The 17,549-nt window shown below is 32.8% G+C and carries 18 protein-coding genes and 1 tRNA gene; 15 read left to right on the plus strand and 4 right to left on the minus strand.

The window, feature by feature from the left end:
• Nucleotides 1-9: 9 nt before the first annotated feature.
• From pnpS to ABDZ69_RS06935, 11 genes are all read left to right on the plus strand, one after another.
• Nucleotides 10-1,722 carry a two-component system histidine kinase PnpS gene (pnpS, locus tag ABDZ69_RS06885; RefSeq protein WP_343768082.1) on the plus strand — a complete coding sequence of 571 codons (1,713 nt, stop codon included), beginning with the start codon at nt 10-12 and terminating at the stop codon, nt 1,720-1,722.
• Nucleotides 1,723-1,849: 127 nt separating this feature from the next.
• Nucleotides 1,850-2,737 carry a phosphate ABC transporter substrate-binding protein gene (locus ABDZ69_RS06890; RefSeq protein WP_343768084.1) on the plus strand — a complete coding sequence of 296 codons (888 nt, stop codon included), beginning with the start codon at nt 1,850-1,852 and terminating at the stop codon, nt 2,735-2,737.
• Nucleotides 2,738-2,769: 32 nt separating this feature from the next.
• A complete protein-coding gene (gene pstC, locus ABDZ69_RS06895; RefSeq protein ID WP_343768086.1) occupies nt 2,770-3,660 on the plus strand; it encodes a phosphate ABC transporter permease subunit PstC in 891 nt (296 codons plus the stop codon).
• A complete protein-coding gene (gene pstA, locus ABDZ69_RS06900; RefSeq protein WP_343768088.1) occupies nt 3,660-4,547 on the plus strand; it encodes a phosphate ABC transporter permease PstA in 888 nt (295 codons plus the stop codon). Before pstC ends, pstA begins: the two co-directional genes overlap by 1 nt.
• Nucleotides 4,548-4,558: 11 nt before the next feature.
• On the plus strand, nt 4,559-5,308 hold the full coding sequence (pstB, locus tag ABDZ69_RS06905; RefSeq protein ID WP_343768090.1) for a phosphate ABC transporter ATP-binding protein PstB: 750 nt from the start codon (nt 4,559-4,561) through the stop codon (nt 5,306-5,308).
• Nucleotides 5,309-5,335: 27 nt separating this feature from the next.
• Nucleotides 5,336-5,992 (plus strand): phosphate signaling complex protein PhoU, encoded by a 657-nt coding sequence (phoU, locus tag ABDZ69_RS06910; RefSeq protein ID WP_343768092.1) that lies wholly within the window; start codon nt 5,336-5,338, stop codon nt 5,990-5,992.
• A 119-nt stretch (nt 5,993-6,111) separates the two neighbouring features.
• On the plus strand, nt 6,112-7,425 hold the full coding sequence (locus ABDZ69_RS06915) for a DUF512 domain-containing protein (protein ID WP_343768094.1): 1,314 nt from the start codon (nt 6,112-6,114) through the stop codon (nt 7,423-7,425).
• 3 nt (nt 7,426-7,428) lie between these two features.
• Entirely contained in the window at nt 7,429-8,745 is a 1,317-nt protein-coding gene (gene der / locus ABDZ69_RS06920) for a ribosome biogenesis GTPase Der (protein WP_343768096.1), read from the plus strand.
• Between the two features lie 2 nt (nt 8,746-8,747).
• On the plus strand, nt 8,748-9,746 hold the full coding sequence (locus ABDZ69_RS06925; protein ID WP_343768099.1) for an NAD(P)H-dependent glycerol-3-phosphate dehydrogenase: 999 nt from the start codon (nt 8,748-8,750) through the stop codon (nt 9,744-9,746).
• 170 nt (nt 9,747-9,916) lie between these two features.
• Nucleotides 9,917-11,395: a stage IV sporulation protein A gene (spoIVA, locus tag ABDZ69_RS06930; RefSeq protein WP_343768101.1), complete on the plus strand. Its 1,479-nt coding sequence runs from the start codon at nt 9,917-9,919 to the stop codon at nt 11,393-11,395.
• A 134-nt stretch (nt 11,396-11,529) separates the two neighbouring features.
• A tRNA-Pro gene (locus ABDZ69_RS06935) sits at nt 11,530-11,605 on the plus strand.
• Between the two features lie 83 nt (nt 11,606-11,688).
• Here the strand turns inward: ABDZ69_RS06935 and ABDZ69_RS06940 are convergent.
• The 4 genes from ABDZ69_RS06940 to ABDZ69_RS06955 all read right to left on the minus strand — a co-directional run bounded on the left by ABDZ69_RS06940 (nt 11,689) and on the right by ABDZ69_RS06955 (nt 14,509).
• Nucleotides 11,689-12,555 carry a tRNA 2-thiocytidine biosynthesis TtcA family protein gene (locus ABDZ69_RS06940; protein ID WP_343769607.1) on the minus strand — a complete coding sequence of 289 codons (867 nt, stop codon included), beginning with the start codon at nt 12,553-12,555 and terminating at the stop codon, nt 11,689-11,691.
• A gap of 240 nt (nt 12,556-12,795) precedes the next feature.
• On the minus strand, nt 12,796-13,509 hold the full coding sequence (locus tag ABDZ69_RS06945) for a zf-HC2 domain-containing protein (protein ID WP_343768103.1): 714 nt from the start codon (nt 13,507-13,509) through the stop codon (nt 12,796-12,798).
• A complete protein-coding gene (locus tag ABDZ69_RS06950; RefSeq protein ID WP_343768106.1) occupies nt 13,502-13,990 on the minus strand; it encodes an RNA polymerase sigma factor in 489 nt (162 codons plus the stop codon). Before ABDZ69_RS06950 ends, ABDZ69_RS06945 begins: the two co-directional genes overlap by 8 nt.
• Nucleotides 13,991-14,119: 129 nt before the next feature.
• Nucleotides 14,120-14,509: a metal-dependent transcriptional regulator gene (locus tag ABDZ69_RS06955; RefSeq protein ID WP_343768109.1), complete on the minus strand. Its 390-nt coding sequence runs from the start codon at nt 14,507-14,509 to the stop codon at nt 14,120-14,122.
• A gap of 189 nt (nt 14,510-14,698) precedes the next feature.
• Here ABDZ69_RS06955 and ABDZ69_RS06960 point away from each other — a divergent pair, with 189 nt between their 5' ends.
• The 4 genes from ABDZ69_RS06960 (at nt 14,699) to ABDZ69_RS06975 (ending at nt 17,547) form a co-directional block, all read left to right on the plus strand.
• Complete coding sequence (locus ABDZ69_RS06960; RefSeq protein ID WP_343769609.1) at nt 14,699-14,908, plus strand: FeoA family protein; 210 nt, start codon at nt 14,699-14,701, stop codon at nt 14,906-14,908.
• 12 nt (nt 14,909-14,920) lie between these two features.
• Nucleotides 14,921-15,142, plus strand: coding sequence for a FeoA family protein (locus ABDZ69_RS06965; protein WP_343768111.1), 222 nt, complete (start codon nt 14,921-14,923; stop codon nt 15,140-15,142).
• A 78-nt stretch (nt 15,143-15,220) separates the two neighbouring features.
• Nucleotides 15,221-17,365, plus strand: a complete 2,145-nt coding sequence (feoB, locus tag ABDZ69_RS06970) for a ferrous iron transport protein B (protein ID WP_343768113.1) — start codon at nt 15,221-15,223, stop codon at nt 17,363-17,365.
• Between the two features lie 41 nt (nt 17,366-17,406).
• Entirely contained in the window at nt 17,407-17,547 is a 141-nt protein-coding gene (locus tag ABDZ69_RS06975; protein WP_343768115.1) for a FeoB-associated Cys-rich membrane protein, read from the plus strand.
• The last annotated feature ends 2 nt before the right edge of the window (nt 17,548-17,549 follow it).

Genomic DNA, 17,549 nt, shown 5'->3' on the forward strand with positions numbered 1-17,549 from the left:
GGTGATAAAATGAAAAAAAAATTAATGATATATATGTTCCTAACCTTAACAATTAGCTTGACTTTGGTAATGAGTTTTTTCTTAATTATACAAAACTATCAATACATAGAAAATACTAAAAAAGCTTTAAAATCTAATAATGAATTAGTAGCAAGTGTTTTAAAATATATTGATAAAGAAGGCTTGGATAGTATTATAAAGAAAAGCTTTAAGGAAAATGATATACGAGTCACTATTATAAATAAAAAGGGAGAAGTGGTTGGAGATTCTAAAGTAGACGGATTAGAAATGGAGAACCATAATAACAGGGAAGAGGTTATTTCAGCAAAAAATACCGGAAGTGGATATGCCATAAGATATAGTACTTCCACTAAAACGGATAACATGTACGTGGCCATGTTCGTAAATGATGAATATATCATAAGAAGCTCCATGGAAATGAAGAGGATATCAGGTTTTAAGAAAGAATATAGTAGCTATTATGTTATTGTACTCATACTGGCCATAATTACATCTTTAGTGTTTTCGTCAAAGTTTTCCTTAGAAATAGTTAAGCCTATTAAAAATTTAGAATTTATAACATCAAGAGTTGCAGCGGGAGAGTTGCATAGGAGGGTAAATATACACTCTAGAGATGAGATAGGACAATTGTCTAAAACCTTTAATAATATGGCTCAAAAGCTCCAACTAACAATAAATGATGTAATAGACAAACAAAATAAACTTGAAGCTATACTAACTAGTATGGAAAGTGGAGTTATAGCAGTAGATAAAAATTTTAAAGTGATAATTATAAACCCTTATGCAAATAAAATTTTTGGAATAAAAAAAGACATAATAGGATGTAATTTATTAGACTATATTAGAAACTTTGAGTTAGAGGATATTTTAAAAAATTCCATAGATGAATATAGAGAAATAAAAATATTAAATCCTAAGGAAAGAGAACTTAGGATAAAAACCGCAGATATATTTAACGGAAGACAATTGATGGGAACAGTAGCTGTAGTACAAGATATAACCGAAATTAAAAGATTAGAAAATATGAGGTCTCAATTTGTTGCCAATGTTTCTCATGAATTGAAAACACCCCTAACTTCTATTAAAGGCTTTGCTGAAACTTTACGATACGTAGATGATCCTATAAATAAAGAGAAGTTCTTAAACATTATTAACGATGAAGCGGAAAGACTAACCAGATTAATTAATGATATACTTGTTTTATCCCATATTGAAAATAATAGGGAAATAAAACAAGAAGTTGCCGATGTTAATAGTATTATTGAAGATGTATGTAGTTTAGTAAATAACTATGCTATGAAGAAAAATATAGCAATAACAATTGAAGGTGAGAACCTACCTATAATACAAGGGGATGCAGACAGATTTAAACAAATGATGTTGAACTTGGTAGACAATGCTGTAAAGTACACAGAAGAAAATGGTGCTGTATATGTAAAAAAGAAAGTTTATAATAACAAAATTATAATAGAAGTTAAAGACACAGGGGTAGGTATACCTAAGGATCATATTGGAAGAATATTTGAAAGGTTTTATAGAGTAGATAAGGCAAGAAGTAGAGTAGAGGGTGGAACGGGGCTTGGACTTGCTATAGTTAAGCATATTATTCTTTCTTTTGAGGGTACTATAGAGGTGGAAAGTGAAGTTGGAAAGGGAAGTAATTTTATTGTAACAATACCTATTAAAAAGGTAAGCATGTAGTGAAAAACACTGCATGCTTATTTCTTTATGTAAATTTTTTTTAACATGCCTATAATATTTGGTTAACTTCCATATACTATGATAAATATAGTAGATAAAATAAATGATTTTAATGGAGGGTTAATAAATGAATAAAAAAGGCATTAGAACTCTAATAGCAGCATTATCATTAACATTAATGACAGGAGTATTTGCAGGATGTGGTGGAAAAGATAAAACTGAAAGTGAAAATAAAAATGTAAATACTATTTCTGGCACAATAACAGCGGTAGGATCTACTGCACTTCAACCATTAGTACAAGAAGCAGCAAAAAACTTTAAGGCAAAAAATCCTGATGCAACTATTAATGTACAAGGCGGAGGAAGCGGTACAGGAATAAACCAAGTTGCAGAAGGTTCAGTAGAAATAGGAAATTCAGATGTAAGTGCTGAGTCAAAAATAAAAGATAAAGAAAAAGCAAAGGAATTAGTTGATCATAAAGTATGCGCTATCGGCTTTGCATTAGTAGTAAATAAAGATGTTAAAGTTGATTCATTAACAAAGGAACAAATTCAAAAGATATTTACTGGAGAAGTTACAAACTGGAAAGAAGTTGGTGGACAAGATTTAGCAATAAATGTAGTAAATAGACCATCATCTTCAGGTACAAGAGCAACCTTCATAGATACAATCATGGATGGTAAAAGTGAAAAAGAAGGATTAGGAACAATACAGGATTCAAGTGGTAGTGTAGAAAAAACAATAACAAGTACTTCCGGAGCCGTAAGTTATCTTGCATTATCCTATTTAACAGCAGAAAAAAGAGAAAATATTAAATTAGTTAAGATTGACGGAGTTGAAGCTTCTAAAGAAAACATTGTAACTAAGAAATATCCTTTCTGGTCTTATGAACATATGTACACTAAAGGAGCTCCAACAGGACTTACAAAGGCTTTTATTGAATATGTAATGAGCGATGAGAATAAAGCTTTAGTAGAAAAATTAGGTTATATTCCAGTAGGAGATTTTAAATAAAGCATTTGAAATAAAAAAGAAGGAAGATAAATATGAAGAATAAGTTTTGGAAGCGTATAAAAAATGAATACTTAGGAAAAGGATTCGCAATTCTTTGCGGATCTTTAATCCTTATACTTACGTTAACTATAATAGGATTTATAGCGGTAAAGGGAATTAATACATTTACTAAAGGGGATTATTCATTAACAAGATTTATTTTTTCTACTAAATGGTCCCCGGATGGAGAGAGTCCTAAGTTTGGTATTTTTACATTCCTTGCAGGTTCAACTTTAGTATCACTTGGAGCAGTATTATTAGCGTCTCCAGTAAGCATAGCTTTAGCAGTATTTATTAATTATATTTCCCCAAAACTAGGTGAAAGCATTCTAAAACCAGCTTTAGAGCTATTTGTAGGAATACCTTCTGTTGTATATGGATGGTTAGGTATTACAGTACTACTACCTTTAATCAAGAATGTATTTGGTGGTATAGGATTTAGTTTATTTGCTGGCATATTAGTGCTTAGTGTTATGATACTGCCTACTATATCAAGTTTATCAGTAGATGCTCTTAAAGCTATACCAAAGGATTATTTAGAGGCTTCCTATGGATTAGGAGCTACTAGATGGCAAACCATAAGTAGAGTAGCTATTCCCTCAGCTAAAGGGGGTATATTAACCGCAATAGTATTAGGAATCGCAAGAGCCTTTGGAGAGGCGCTGGCAGTTCAAATGGTAATAGGAAACACTGTTAAACTTCCTAATAATTTATTGAGTCCTACAACTACATTAACATCTATATTAACCATGGATATGGCTAATACCATATCAGGAACAGCTTGGAATGATGCTCTTTGGACAATAGCCTTAGTTTTATTAATAGTTTCATTTCTGTTCATACTAATTATTAGGACTTTAGCTTTAAGAGGTGAGATAAAATAATGAATGAAAGAAGTAAAGATAAAATATTTACTGTTACAACTTATATAATCTCTGCAATGATATTAATGTTACTGATAACATTAATTGGATATATTATAATAAGAGGGGTAAGACATTTAACTCCAAGCTTTATTTTTGGGGAACCTAAAATTGGAGAAGCTGGAGGGGGAATAGGCCCTCAATTATTCAATTCTTTTTATATGTTAATTGTTTCGCTGATAATAACCATTCCATTTGGAGTGGGTGCTGGAATATATTTATCAGAATATGCTAGAGAAGGAAAATTTCTTAATATTATAAGACTATGTATAGAAACCATGGCTTCCCTTCCATCTATTGTTGTAGGGTTATTTGGACTATTAGTTTTTGTTAAAAGCACAGGATGGGGTTTCACCCTTTTATCAGGGGCATTGGCTCTAGGAATTATAAACTTACCATCTCTTACAAGGGTAAGTGAAAATGCTATAAGAAATGCATCTAAAGGAATAAAGGAAGGCAGCTTAGCCTTGGGGGCTACAAAATGGCAAACCATTTGGAAAGTTATATTACCAACAGCTATGCCACAAATTTTAACTGGTGTTATACTAGCAGGCGGAAGGGTATTTGGAGAAGCAGCAGCTCTTTTATATACAGCGGGCATGAGTGCTCCTTCTCTAAGTTTCGCTGCTGATAAATTATTTACTAAAGCTTCACCCTTTAATTTATTAAGACCTGCGGAAACCCTTTCGGTATATATCTGGAAGGTAAACTCTGAAGGTATGGTACCAGATGCCACTAGAATTGGAGATGGATCATCAGCAATATTAATTATAATGGTATTATTATTTAATTTATTTGCCAGAGTAATTGGAAATATCATATATAGACGCTACTCAGGTGGCAAGTAAGGAGGAAGAAAATGTCTATAATAGAAGTTAAGGATTTAGATTTATATTATGGTACACATCAAGCATTGAAAAAAATTAATTTGAATATAGATAAAAATCAAGTTACAGCCCTTATAGGACCTTCAGGGTGTGGTAAATCAACATTTTTAAGAACAATAAATAGAATGAATGATCTTATTGCAGGGGTAAAAATAGATGGAAAGGTTCTTTATAATGGAAAAGACGTTTATAAGGAATTTGATGAAATAGAGTTAAGAAAAGTTATAGGCATGGTGTTTCAAAAGCCAAATCCATTCCCTATGTCCATTTATGACAATGTAGCTTATGGTCCTAGAATACATGGTATAAAAAACAAGAGCAAATTAGATGAAATAGTAGAAGAGAGTCTAAAGGGTTCAGCTCTTTGGGAGGAAGTAAAGGATAGATTAAAGAAAAGTGCTTTGGGACTTTCAGGAGGACAACAACAAAGATTATGTATTGCTAGAACTCTTGCAGTAGAGCCTGAAATAATATTAATGGATGAGCCGACTTCAGCATTAGATCCTATTTCCACATTGAAGATTGAAGAGTTGATGGAAAGTTTGAAAAAGGAGTATACCGTTATAGTGGTAACTCATAATATGCAACAAGCAGGAAGAGTTTCTGATAATACAGCATTTTTCTTAAATGGAGAAATAGTTGAGTTTGGAAAAACAGAAGATATATTCTATAAGCCAAGAGATAAAAGAACTGAGGATTATATAACTGGAAGGTTTGGATAAAGCAAATAATAAAAAGAGGTGGTTAGGTTGACAAGAAGTACTTTTGATTTGCATCTTCAGGAATTACACAATGATATTTTAAGAATGGGTAGCATAGTAGAAAAACAAATACATGAATGCATAGAGGCATTAACAGAGCACAACTATGATTTAGCAGAAGAAGTAATAAAAAACGATGATTTAGTTGATGATTTGGAAAGAGAAATATCGGATAAATGTATAAAATTAATTGCAAGAGAGCAGCCTTTAGCAAAAGATTTAAGAATGATATTTACGGGCAGCAAAATAGTAACAGATTTAGAAAGAATGGCAGATCATGCAGTGGATATTGCTAAAATTGCTATAAGGCTAAAGGATGAAAAGTTTATCAAACCTCTAGTAGATATACCTAAGATGACAGATATAGCTAAGGAAATGATTAAAGGGGCATTAGATGCGTATGTTGAAGGAGATGTGGAAAAATCCTATTTAATATGCAAAGAGGATGATAAAATAGACGATATCTACAAAAATGTGTTTAAAGAAATGATTCCAATAATGACAAAAGATAATAGCAGCATAAATCAAGCTACACAGTTCTTATTTATATGCAAATATATAGAAAGAATAGCTGATCACGTAACAAATATTTGCGAGTGGACTATTTACCAAGTAACTGGAGAATTAAAGGATTTAAATGAATAGTTTTAGGGAGACTGTACATAGTAATATACAGTCTCTTTTTGATGATAAGAATTGACTAAATAAGAAGATTAATGTAATATTACAAGTGTTACATATAAAGAAAAGGTAGGGTTAGTTAAATGAAAAACAAAATATGTAAAGTACTACCGAACAGTATTGGAGAAGAGGTTGGAATAGAAGCTGGCGATTTTCTTTTAACCATAAATGGCAATAGTGTTAACGATATAATTGATTATAAATATTTAATGGCAGATGAGTGCATTCTAGTAGAAGTAGAAAAAGATGACGGAGAAATATGGGAAATTGAAATTGAAAAGGAGTACCATGAGGATTTAGGCATAGAGTTTAATAAATCTATCATGGATGAAGCAAAAAGCTGTCAAAATAAATGTATTTTTTGCTTTATAGATCAATTGCCTAAAGGAATGAGAGAATCCTTATATTTTAAAGATGATGATTCAAGACTGTCATTTTTACAAGGTAATTTCGTTACATTGACTAATATGAAGGATGAAGATATCGATAGAATTATAAGGTATAGGATTAGTCCTATAAATGTATCTGTTCATACTACAAATCCTGAACTAAGACAAAAGATGCTAAACAATAGATTTGCAGGAAATATATATGAGAGATTAACTAGGTTAAGTGAAGCAGGGATTACTATAAACTGCCAAATAGTTCTTTGTCCAGGGGTTAACGATGGAGAGGAACTGATTAAGACCGTAGAAGACTTATATAAATTATATCCAAGTGTTCAAAACTTAGCGGTAGTTCCTGTAGGAGTGACAAAGTATAGAGAAGGGCTATTCTCAATGAAGTTATTCAATAAGGAAAGCTCTATAGAAACAATAAAGCTTATAGGAAAGTTACAAGATAAATTTATTAAAGAAATAAACACACCTTTTGTAAGGTTATCTGATGAATTTTATGTTTTATCTGAAATAGATGTTCCCCAAAGCGATTTTTATGAAGGCTTTGAGCAGTTAGAAGACGGAGTTGGCATGATAAGAATCTTTAGGGATAATATTGATCAGAACCTAGAGCTACTTAGAAAAGATGCCAAAGGGAAATTCACATTTATAACGGGAGCTTTAGCCTATGAAGAAATATTTAAAGCAAAAGAAATTATAGAGGGGAAAAATTCTAATATAAAAATAGACGTGGTTAAAGTAAAAAATAACTTTTTTGGAGAAACTATCACTGTAGTTGGCTTGATTACTGGAAGAGATATTTTAAATGCTTTACATAAGCATGAGGCTGGAGAGTATATTTTTATACCTAAGAACATGTTGAGAGCAGGGGAAGAGATATTTTTAGATGATGTTACCATAGAGGATTTAGAAAAGCACTATGGTAAAAAGATTGTAATTTGCGAATATACAGGAGAAGATTTAATAGAAAAACTTAATGATCATTGTAAGGAGGAATAAAAAATGGGAAAACCGATAGTTGCCATAGTAGGAAGACCGAATGTAGGAAAATCCACATTGTTTAATAAGTTGGCGGGAAAAAGAATATCAATAGTTGAAGATACACCAGGTGTAACAAGAGATAGAATTTATGCAGAAGCAGAATGGTTAAAGTATAACTTTACTATAATAGACACAGGTGGTATTGAACCTGATAGCGAGGACATAATACTAGCTCAGATGAGAAGGCAGGCTCAAATAGCCATAGAAACAGCTCATGTAATAATATTCTTAGTTGATGGGAAGTCTGGTTTAGCACCAGCAGATTACGAAGTAGCTCAAATGCTTAGAAAAAGCAATAAGCCTGTGGTTTTAGTTGTAAATAAGGTAGATAGGGCAGCACTAGAAGATAATGCTTTTGAATTTTATAACTTAGGCATAGGAGATCCAATAACTATTTCTGCATCCCAGGCCTTAGGACTTGGAGATATGCTTGATAAAGTAGTAGAATATTTTGATGATATAATAGAAGAAGAAGAAAATGATGAATACATTAGAATAGCCTTTGTTGGAAGACCTAACGTAGGAAAATCTTCTTTAGTTAATAAACTCTTAGGAGAAGATAGAAATATAGTAAGCGATATTCCTGGAACTACAAGGGATGCTATAGATAGTTACCTAGAAACAGAGGAAGGTAAATTTATATTAATAGATACAGCAGGAATAAGAAGAAGAAGTAAGATAAAAGATGAAATAGAGAAATACAGTGTAGTTAGAACCTATACTGCTATTGAAAGAGCAGATTTATGCATATTAATGATTGACGCTGAAGAAGGAGTAAGTGAGCAAGATAAAAAGATTATTGGATATGCTCATGATATGAGCAAAGCTATTATGGTAATAGTTAATAAATGGGATCTTATAGAAAAAGATACTAATACCATGGTTAAATTCAAAAAGGATTTGCAACATGAATTAAACTTTATGTCCTATGCTCCATATTTATTTATTTCAGCTTTAACAGGTCAAAGGGTACAAAAGGTATTGGAAATGGCAAAGGCATGCTATGACAACTACAACAAGAGAATAAAAACAGGAGTTTTAAATGACGTAGTTGGTAAGGCTATAATGAGGAAGGAACCTCCGGTAGTAGGAACTTCAAGACTTAAGGTGTTTTATGTAACACAAACAGGAACTAAGCCTCCAACATTTGTATTCTTTGTAAACAATCCGCAAGCACTACATTTCTCTTATGAAAGATATATAGAAAATCAATTGAGAGAAAGCTTTGATTTTGAAGGAACAGGAATAAAAATGGAGTTTAGAGAAAGGAAAGAATAACTATGAATTATGATGTTACTTTCATTGGTGGTGGAAGTTTTGGTACAGCTTTAAGCGTTATGCTAGCTAAAAAAGGATTGAGCATTAGCATATATGATAGAGATGAAAAAGTGGTAGAAGATATAAATATAAAAAGAGAAAATATGAAATATCTACCCCATGTTATAGTTCCAGCTAATGTAGTTGCACATAATAACTTAGAGGAAGCCCTTGAAAATGCCAAATATGTAGTTTTATCCGTACCTTCTAATGCAATTAGAGGAGTTAGTAAAATTTTAAAATCCTACATAAAAGAAGATGTAGTATTAATAAATGTTTCTAAAGGCATTGAAGAACACACAGGAAAAAGGCTTTCAGAGGTTATTCAAGAAGAATTACCTAATAACCATGTAGTTATTTTATCAGGCCCTAGCCATGCTGAGGAAGTTTCAATAGATATTCCAACTACAGTAGTAGCTACATCAATAGATATGAAATATGCTAAAGAAGTTCAGGAACTTTTTATGACAAATAAATTTAGAGTATACACTAATGATGACATAATTGGTGTTGAAATTGGCGGAGCTGTAAAAAACATTATAGCACTAGCAGCAGGGATTTCTGATGGTATTGGATATGGTGATAATACTAAGGCTGCGCTAATGACTAGAGGAATGAGCGAGATTATAAGAATTGGAGAAAAATTAGGTGGCAAAAAAGAAACTTTTGCTGGACTTACTGGTATGGGGGACTTAATTGTAACTTGCACCAGTATGCATAGCAGAAATAGAAGGGCGGGCATATTAATTGGTAAGGGAGCTTCTACAGAACAGGCCATAGAAGAAGTTGGAATGGTAGTAGAAGGCATTAAGGCTTGCAAAGCATTCTATGAAATTAAAGAGGAGCTTGGGGTATCCATGCCAATAACTGATGCTCTTTATAAGGTTTTGTTCCTAGGGAAAGATCCTAAAGATGAGGTTTACCAGCTCATGACTAGAGATAAAAAAAGTGAAGTACACTAATATAATTAATGATTAACAATTAGAAATTTATGAGGAGTTTGTCTTTTAAAGCAAGCTCCTTTATTTTATTAAATAAATTTGAAAGTGATTTTTATTTAAATAGTTATAATTTAAGCATAATACCAATATATATATAGTGTTAATATTATATTATAGGAGGGTGTAATAACTTGGAAAACTTTGATATATACAAGGATATAGCTGAAAGAACCCAAGGGGACATTTATGTCGGAGTTGTAGGCCCTGTTAGAACCGGTAAATCTACATTTATCAAGAAATTCATGGAATTAATGGTGTTGCCCAATATGGATAATGAATTCAAGAAAAAAAGAGCCCAAGATGAATTGCCTCAAAGTTCATCGGGAAAATCCATACACACCACAGAGCCTAAGTTTGTGCCTAATGAAGCCATTGAAATAAAGCTAAAGGAAGGCTCGAAATTTAAGGTTAGAATGGTAGATTGCGTTGGGTACATTGTAAAAGGTTCATCAGGTTATATGGATGGTGAAAAAGCCAAAATGGTTTCAACACCATGGTATGATTATGAAATTCCTTTTGAGGAAGCAGCAGAAATTGGAACTAAAAAAGTTATAAATGAGCATTCAACCATTGGACTCCTTGTAACAACAGATGGTTCTATAACAGACATTGCTAGAAATGATTATTTAGAGGCTGAAGAAAGAGTGGTTAATGAGCTTAAAGCAATAAATAAACCATTCATAATAGTATTAAATTCTAGACACGCTAATGAACCACAAACCTTAGAACTAAAGAATGAATTAGAAGTTAAATATGACGTGCCAGTGCAAATCATGGATGTATTAAACATGAAGGTTGAAGATGTAACTAACGTGTTTAATAGAGTACTTAAGGAATTCCCAGTAAAAGAAATCAACATAGACATGCCACAGTGGATTGAGAAATTAAGAGGCGAGCACTGGTTAAAGATTAATTTTATGGATCTAGTTAAGGATATGTGCAAAAACATATACAAAGTTAGAGATATTACTAAGACTCTAGATGGATTCAAGGAATTCGAATTCCTAGGAGCTTCAGATTTAAGTGAAATGAACATGGGTGAAGGTGTAGCAAGGGTTGACTTAGCTCCAAGACCAGGGCTATTCTACAAGATATTAGGGGAAGTATGCCATAGAGAGATTAATGATGAAAATGAATTAATGAGTATAATGGGAGAAATGCATAAAGCTAAGGTTGAATATGATAAAATAGCCCAAGCCTTACAAGATGTTAAAGATACTGGTTATGGACTTGTAGCACCTCAGCTAACTGAAATGAAACTAGAAGAGCCTGAAATGGTTAAACAGGGAAATAGATTCGGTGTAAAACTAAAAGCTAGTGCTCCTTCATTACACTTTATTAAGGCAGATATTCAAACAGAAATATCTCCAATAATGGGAACTGAAAAAGAAAGTGAAGAAATGGTAAAATCTTTATTAGAGCAGTTTGAAAATGACCCATCAAAAATATGGCAGAGCAACATGTTTGGCAAATCTTTAGAAGTTTTGGTTAAGGAAGGATTACAAAACAAACTTTATAGGATGCCAGAAGATGTTCAAAATAAAATTCAAAGAACACTTCAGAAGATTATTAACGAAGGCAACGGTGGACTTATCTGCATTATTCTTTAAGATAATTTTCTAATAGGGTTCATTATGAAAGACATAATTATTTTTAAATCATAGGAGGAGAGTAACGTAAAAATTACTTTCCTCCTATGATATATTGATTTTAGGAAAAATTATGCTATAATATATAGTGTTATCTGGGTATGGCGCAGATGGTAGCGCGCATGTATGGGGTGCATGAGGTCGCAGGTTCAAATCCTGTTACCCAGACCAGTGGAAAGTCTGTAACTTCAATGAGTTACAGACTTTTGTTTTTTATTAATTTTCATGGAAAATTATGTTTGACGGCATTGAGGTTATTCTTCATCATAAAAATCAAGGAATGAGTGTTTCTCACCATTCTTTTCCCAACCTAAAATACAATTCATATTTACATTTTGGGAAGATTTAAATATAGATTTTTCTACGTCCTTAAAGTCCTTTTTTAAGTTTTCTATCATATCCTTAATTTCATAGCGTTTGTTTCCTATTTTTTCTGCTGAAACCATACAAGCACAATTCAATGGCCAAATTCCACTGCTTTGTGTAAATCTTTTAATATATGTTTCTTCAATATAATATAAAGGTCTAATCAATTCTAGCCCTTCAAAATTCTTTGATTTTAACTTCGGCATCATTGTCTTGAAATTTCCTGAATATAAAACATTCAATAATATTGTTTCAATTACATCATTGTAGTGATGTCCAAGGGCAAGTTTATTACATCCAAGCTCCTGCGCCTTTGTATACAGTGCTCCTCTGCGCATTCTTGCACACATATAGCATGGATAATCTTTGGCGATTTCATCTACTACATTAAATATACCAGATTCAAAAATACGAATTGGTATATTTAAATATTCACAGTTATCAATTAATAATTGTTTTATATGTGGATGATACCCAGGATCCATTGCTATAAACTCTAACTCAAATTTAATGTGCCCATGACGTTTTAATTCTTGAAACAGCTTCGCCATTAGAATACTATCTTTTCCTCCTGAAATGGCTACTGCAACTTTATCTCCATCTTCAACTAATTTATAGTCCTTTATCGCCTTATTGAATTTTGACCAAAGATGCTTTCTATATGTTTTTATAATGCTACGTTCTATATCTTTTAATGATTTTCTCTCTTCATATGGAACTAATACTTCACAACCTTTGCCAGCTATGCCACTCATGTTAATACCTCTTTTCTTCATCAATGTTTAGATACCTTTAAATTATACACATTACATCTATATAATTAAATACTTAATTTTAAAATTTAAAATTAAAAAGCAATTAATCATTTAGCAACAATGTATATAAGTAGAAAAACTAGGTTTAGATACAGTAATACCTAAATCTAGTTAACTATCAAAATATATTAGTTAAAAGTCTTTATGGAAGTTTACACAGAATTATTGACAGACTATCTGTTAATATGGCATGTATGGATTGGATTCATCATTGAAGAATGCTTCAACTTTTTCGCTTGCTTTTGGTAAGTCCATTCCCTTTTTCCAAATTAGTATTTTGTCTTTTGGAGTTCCGTAATACAATGCTTTAATCTCGGCATTATCACCGTATTTATCACGATATACGGTTTTAAGAAAATCACCAAATGTATAATGCATATTTCCAAACCCAGGTATATTCGTCATTTTTTTTGTTTTAATAATTGGGCGTTTAGGAGTTATATAAAAATTCCCACTTTCGTCCATATGAAAATTCAAAGCGTTTAATTTATATCCATCTGTTAGTTCAACATGATAAGCAATTCTGCCATCTGCCAATTGAGATATATCTGTTATTTTTACTATATTAGTAGGAACAGTAATAATTGGATAGGTAAATCCTAAATAAACAATTGTAAACAGAGCAGCAGCGCCAAGTAATCCTATAATAAATGCTTTTACTTTGGAACGTTTTAAAAAAACAGCAACATTTTTTATTACATTACCATCTCTGAGGTTCTGTTCTATTGTTTCTTTTGACAGGTTCATGTCCGTTCCTATTTTATTTAATTCCTTTTTACAACTGTTACATTCAGTAAGATGTTCTTCAACCGTTATTCTGCTCTCATTACTGCACACCTTATCATAGTATAACGGTAACAAATCTTTTATAATCTCGCAAGATATTTTACCCATTTTTCTCCTCCTTCACTAAGTCTTGTATTTTTTGTTTTGCCCGATAGAATGTGACTCTTGACCAACTTTCAGTTTTTTCAAAAAGTTGGCTTATTTGAACAAATGAAAGTTCTCCAAATATCCTCAAAGTAAACACTTCCTTATAGGGCTCGTCTAAACAATGTAAAGCCCTATGAATACGTAAAGCTGATTCTTTATCTATCAATAGTTCTTCAATGCTGCTTTCACTTGCTTTTTCAGGTATATTATTGAGTTCAAAGCGTTTTTGCTTCTCTAGATGGGAATAGTATGTATTTTTTGCTATTTGGCAAAGCCACACACTGATTTTACAATTCCCATTGAACTTATCAATACTTTTAAGAGCTTTAAAAAAAGTTTCTTGAGTTATTTCTTCAGCAACCGTTTCGTTTCTGCTTAACAACAATACAAACGAGTAAACATCTCGGAAATATTGTTCATAGATATTTGCCAAGTCAGTCACATTTTCACCTCCTTACATAAATAAGACCTGTTTATAGGAGAAACGTTACAAAAAATATAAAAAATAAAGCAGGCATTGTAGCCTGCCATAAGAGTACTATTTTTTAAAAGAACAGAATCAAAAAGTTCTCTATTTTTCTGCGTTGTTTAATTTCATTGTAGTCTCGTAATAGGTCTTTATTTTTTCAAAGCTTTCTTGACTGATAACATGTTCAATACGGCATGCATCTTCTAAAGCTGTTTTTTCACTAACGCCAAGGGCCATGAAGTACTTTGTAAGCAAATCATGACGCTCATATATACGCTCAGCAATTTCCTCTCCTGTTTCAGTTAAGGAAATAAAACCATTACCATCAACGGTGATATATTCATTCTCACGAAATTGTTTCATAGCGTTACTAACACTTGGTTTGGAAAAGCTTAATTCATTGGCAATATCTATAGAGCGGACTTGACCCAGTCTTTTTTTTAATATTAAAATTGTTTCCAAATAATTTTCTGCTGATTCTTGTATTTTCAAAAGGATTACCTCCCTAAGTTTTACTATTATGTTATCAAAGAGTATTAATTAAATCAAGAAAAAGCTATAAAATCTATTGACATAATAAAAACATGATGGTAAACTGATAATAGTTATCAGTTAGTTTAAGCTAACTGTTTATTTTAAGGTGTAAGTTAGTTTAAACTAACTTAGTCGGGGGGGATTATGATGCCGCTTAGCATGGTTAAAGCAGGAGAAACAAACTCCATCAAAAAGATAACTGGAAAAGATGAAACTCGCAAGTTTCTGGCGAACCTAGGCTTTGTAGAGGGTGCAGACGTTACTGTCATATCGGAGCTTGCAGGAAATATGATTTTAAATATTAAAGATACTCGTGTGGCGCTGGACAAGGGTATGGCCAATAGAATTATGGTTTAGGAGGATATTAGTATGAATACACTAAAGTCAGTAAAATGCGGTGAGACTGTAACTGTTGTGAAGCTTCATGGAGAGGGTGCTGTGAAGCGTAGAATAATGGACATGGGTATTACGAAAGGTGTGGAGGTATTGGTTCGTAAGGTTGCTCCTTTAGGCGATCCAATAGAGGTAAATGTCCGTGGCTATGAGCTAACTTTAAGAAAAGCTGATGCTGAAATGATTGAGGTTCAGTAAGTTTAAGCAGTCTAAAAGGGCTGCATATTTTAAGAGGGAAGGTTAGTTAAGGCTAACTAGTTTAAGGAGGAGTAGTACATGAATATAAAAATTGCACTTGCTGGTAATCCAAATTGCGGTAAGACCACTATGTTTAATGCTTTGACCGGAAGTTCTCAATATGTAGGAAACTGGCCAGGTGTTACTGTAGAAAAAAAAGGAGGAAAACTAAAAGGTCACAAGGACGTAGAAATTATTGACCTTCCAGGTATTTACTCCCTTTCACCATATACACTTGAAGAAGTGGTTTCAAGAAATTATCTACTGGGTGATAAGCCGGACGCTATTATTAACATTGTTGATAGTACAAATATTGAGCGTAATCTTTATCTGACTACTCAACTTGTAGAAATAGGCATTCCTGTTGTTATAGCATTGAACATGACCGATATTCTACGTAAAAACGGGGATCAGATTGATGTTAAAAAATTAAGTCATAAACTTGGCTGTGAAATTATTGAAACATCCGCATTAAAAGGCGAAGGGTGTAAAGAGGTTGCTGAAAAAGCTATTGCATTGGTTAAAGCAAAATCTAAAAATGTACCACAACACACTTTTTCACAGGAAGTGGAGGAAGCACTTAGTTTGATAGAGGACATTTTGTCATATAGTATGGAAGAGGACAATTTGCACTGGTATGCCATTAAACTATTTGAGCGTGATAAAAAGGTTATGGAACAGATAGAGCTTTCAGAAGATGCTATGAGTCGTATTGAAGAAATTGCAAAGGGATGCGAAACAACCTTTGATGATGACAGTGAAAGCATCATTACTAACGAACGTTATACTTACATAAGCAAAATTATTAAAGAATGTGTCAGAAGGAAGAATAATTCCAAAATGACTAGTTCTGATAAAATTGATCGTATTGTTACTAATCGCTTTTTAGCACTTCCTATTTTCGCATTAGTAATGTTTTTAGTGTACTATGTTTCTATTTCCACCGTTGGAACATGGTTAACTGACTGGACAAATGATGTATTGTTTGGAGAAATTATTCCTCCAGCAGTAGAAAATTTCCTAGTATCTGTTGGAACTGCGGAGTGGCTTAATTCTCTTATTCTTGATGGTATTATAGGCGGCGTTGGTGCTGTACTTGGTTTTTTACCTCAGATGCTTGTATTATTCTTATTTCTTGCAATCCTTGAGGACTGCGGATATATGGCTCGTATTGCCTTTATAATGGATAGAATTTTTAGGAGATTTGGACTTTCAGGAAAATCCTTTATTCCTATGTTGATTGGTACTGGATGTAGTGTTCCAGGAATTATGGCTTCACGTACTATAGAAAACGAAAGTGACCGTAAGATGACTATTATAACTACGTCTTTTATTCCTTGTTCTGCAAAGCTTCCTATTATTGCGTTGATTGCTGGAGCGTTATTTCCTGAATCTACATGGGTTGGACCATCTGCTTACTTTATAGGTGTTGCTGCAATTATTATCTCAGGTGTTATTTTAAAGAAAACTAAGGGATTTGCAGGTGATCCTGCTCCGTTTGTTATGGAACTTCCACCATATCATATTCCAGGAGCAAAGAGTGTTCTTATTCATATGCTAGATAGAGGAAAATCCTTTGTTAAAAAGGCTGGTACTATTATTTTCCTAGCAAGTGGTGCAATTTGGTTTTTAAGTTCATTCAACTGGCCCATGGAGATGGTAGATACTGCTGAGTCTATGCTTGCCACTATAGGTAAGGTGATTGCTCCTGTTTTCTCACCATTAGGTTTTGGAAATTGGGAATCTGCTGTTGCCACATTTACTGGACTTATTGCAAAAGAAAATGTAGTTGGAACATTTGGTATACTATTTGGATTTGCAGAAGTTGCGGAAAATGGGGCTGAAATTTGGCCGCTTTTACAGCAGTCTTTTACACAACTTTCAGCATTCTCATTCCTACTATTCAATTTGTTGTGTGCTCCTTGCTTTGCAGCAGTGGGTGCTATCAAACGTGAAATGGGAAATGGAAAGTGGACACTTATCGCGGTAGGTTACCAGACAGGATTTGCATATGTAATCTCCCTTATTGTATATCAACTTGGAATGCTTTTTACAGGCAATGGATTTGGAATTGGATCAGCTATTGCATTTGTTCTAGTAGCTTTGATATTGTATATGTTATTCAGACCATATAAAAATGTTGATAATAACGTAAATGTTTCTAAGAGAGCGGTAGGGGCTTAGTAAAATCATAAATTTTAAATTAAGTAAAGGAGGATTAAATTATGGCAACGGCGATTATTGGTACTTTAGTATTGTCAGCCTTTGTAGGAGTCTTTTATTACACGTATAAGCAAAAGAAAAAAGGTGCTTCCTGTTGTAGTGGGTGTTCGGAATGTTCACATGTAACGAATTGCCATAAATAATT

This window comes from Clostridium malenominatum, from assembly GCF_039521365.1.
In the GTDB taxonomy this organism is placed as follows: domain Bacteria; phylum Bacillota; class Clostridia; order Clostridiales; family Clostridiaceae; genus Clostridium_AW; species Clostridium_AW malenominatum.

Coding starts and splice junctions, on each gene's coding strand:
- ABDZ69_RS06925 (WP_343768099.1), top strand. CDS start 8,748: ATGAATTATGATGTTACTTTCATTGGTGGTGGAAGTTTTGGTACAGCT.
- pstA (WP_343768088.1), top strand. CDS start 3,660: ATGAATGAAAGAAGTAAAGATAAAATATTTACTGTTACAACTTATATA.
- der (WP_343768096.1), top strand. CDS start 7,429: ATGGGAAAACCGATAGTTGCCATAGTAGGAAGACCGAATGTAGGAAAA.
- ABDZ69_RS06960 (WP_343769609.1), top strand. CDS start 14,699: ATGCCGCTTAGCATGGTTAAAGCAGGAGAAACAAACTCCATCAAAAAG.
- feoB (WP_343768113.1), top strand. CDS start 15,221: ATGAATATAAAAATTGCACTTGCTGGTAATCCAAATTGCGGTAAGACC.
- ABDZ69_RS06975 (WP_343768115.1), top strand. CDS start 17,407: ATGGCAACGGCGATTATTGGTACTTTAGTATTGTCAGCCTTTGTAGGA.
- ABDZ69_RS06945 (WP_343768103.1), bottom strand. CDS start 13,509: ATGGGTAAAATATCTTGCGAGATTATAAAAGATTTGTTACCGTTATAC.
- ABDZ69_RS06940 (WP_343769607.1), bottom strand. CDS start 12,555: ATGAGTGGCATAGCTGGCAAAGGTTGTGAAGTATTAGTTCCATATGAA.
- pstC (WP_343768086.1), top strand. CDS start 2,770: ATGAAGAATAAGTTTTGGAAGCGTATAAAAAATGAATACTTAGGAAAA.
- ABDZ69_RS06965 (WP_343768111.1), top strand. CDS start 14,921: ATGAATACACTAAAGTCAGTAAAATGCGGTGAGACTGTAACTGTTGTG.
- ABDZ69_RS06915 (WP_343768094.1), top strand. CDS start 6,112: ATGAAAAACAAAATATGTAAAGTACTACCGAACAGTATTGGAGAAGAG.
- pnpS (WP_343768082.1), top strand. CDS start 10: ATGAAAAAAAAATTAATGATATATATGTTCCTAACCTTAACAATTAGC.
- pstB (WP_343768090.1), top strand. CDS start 4,559: ATGTCTATAATAGAAGTTAAGGATTTAGATTTATATTATGGTACACAT.
- ABDZ69_RS06890 (WP_343768084.1), top strand. CDS start 1,850: ATGAATAAAAAAGGCATTAGAACTCTAATAGCAGCATTATCATTAACA.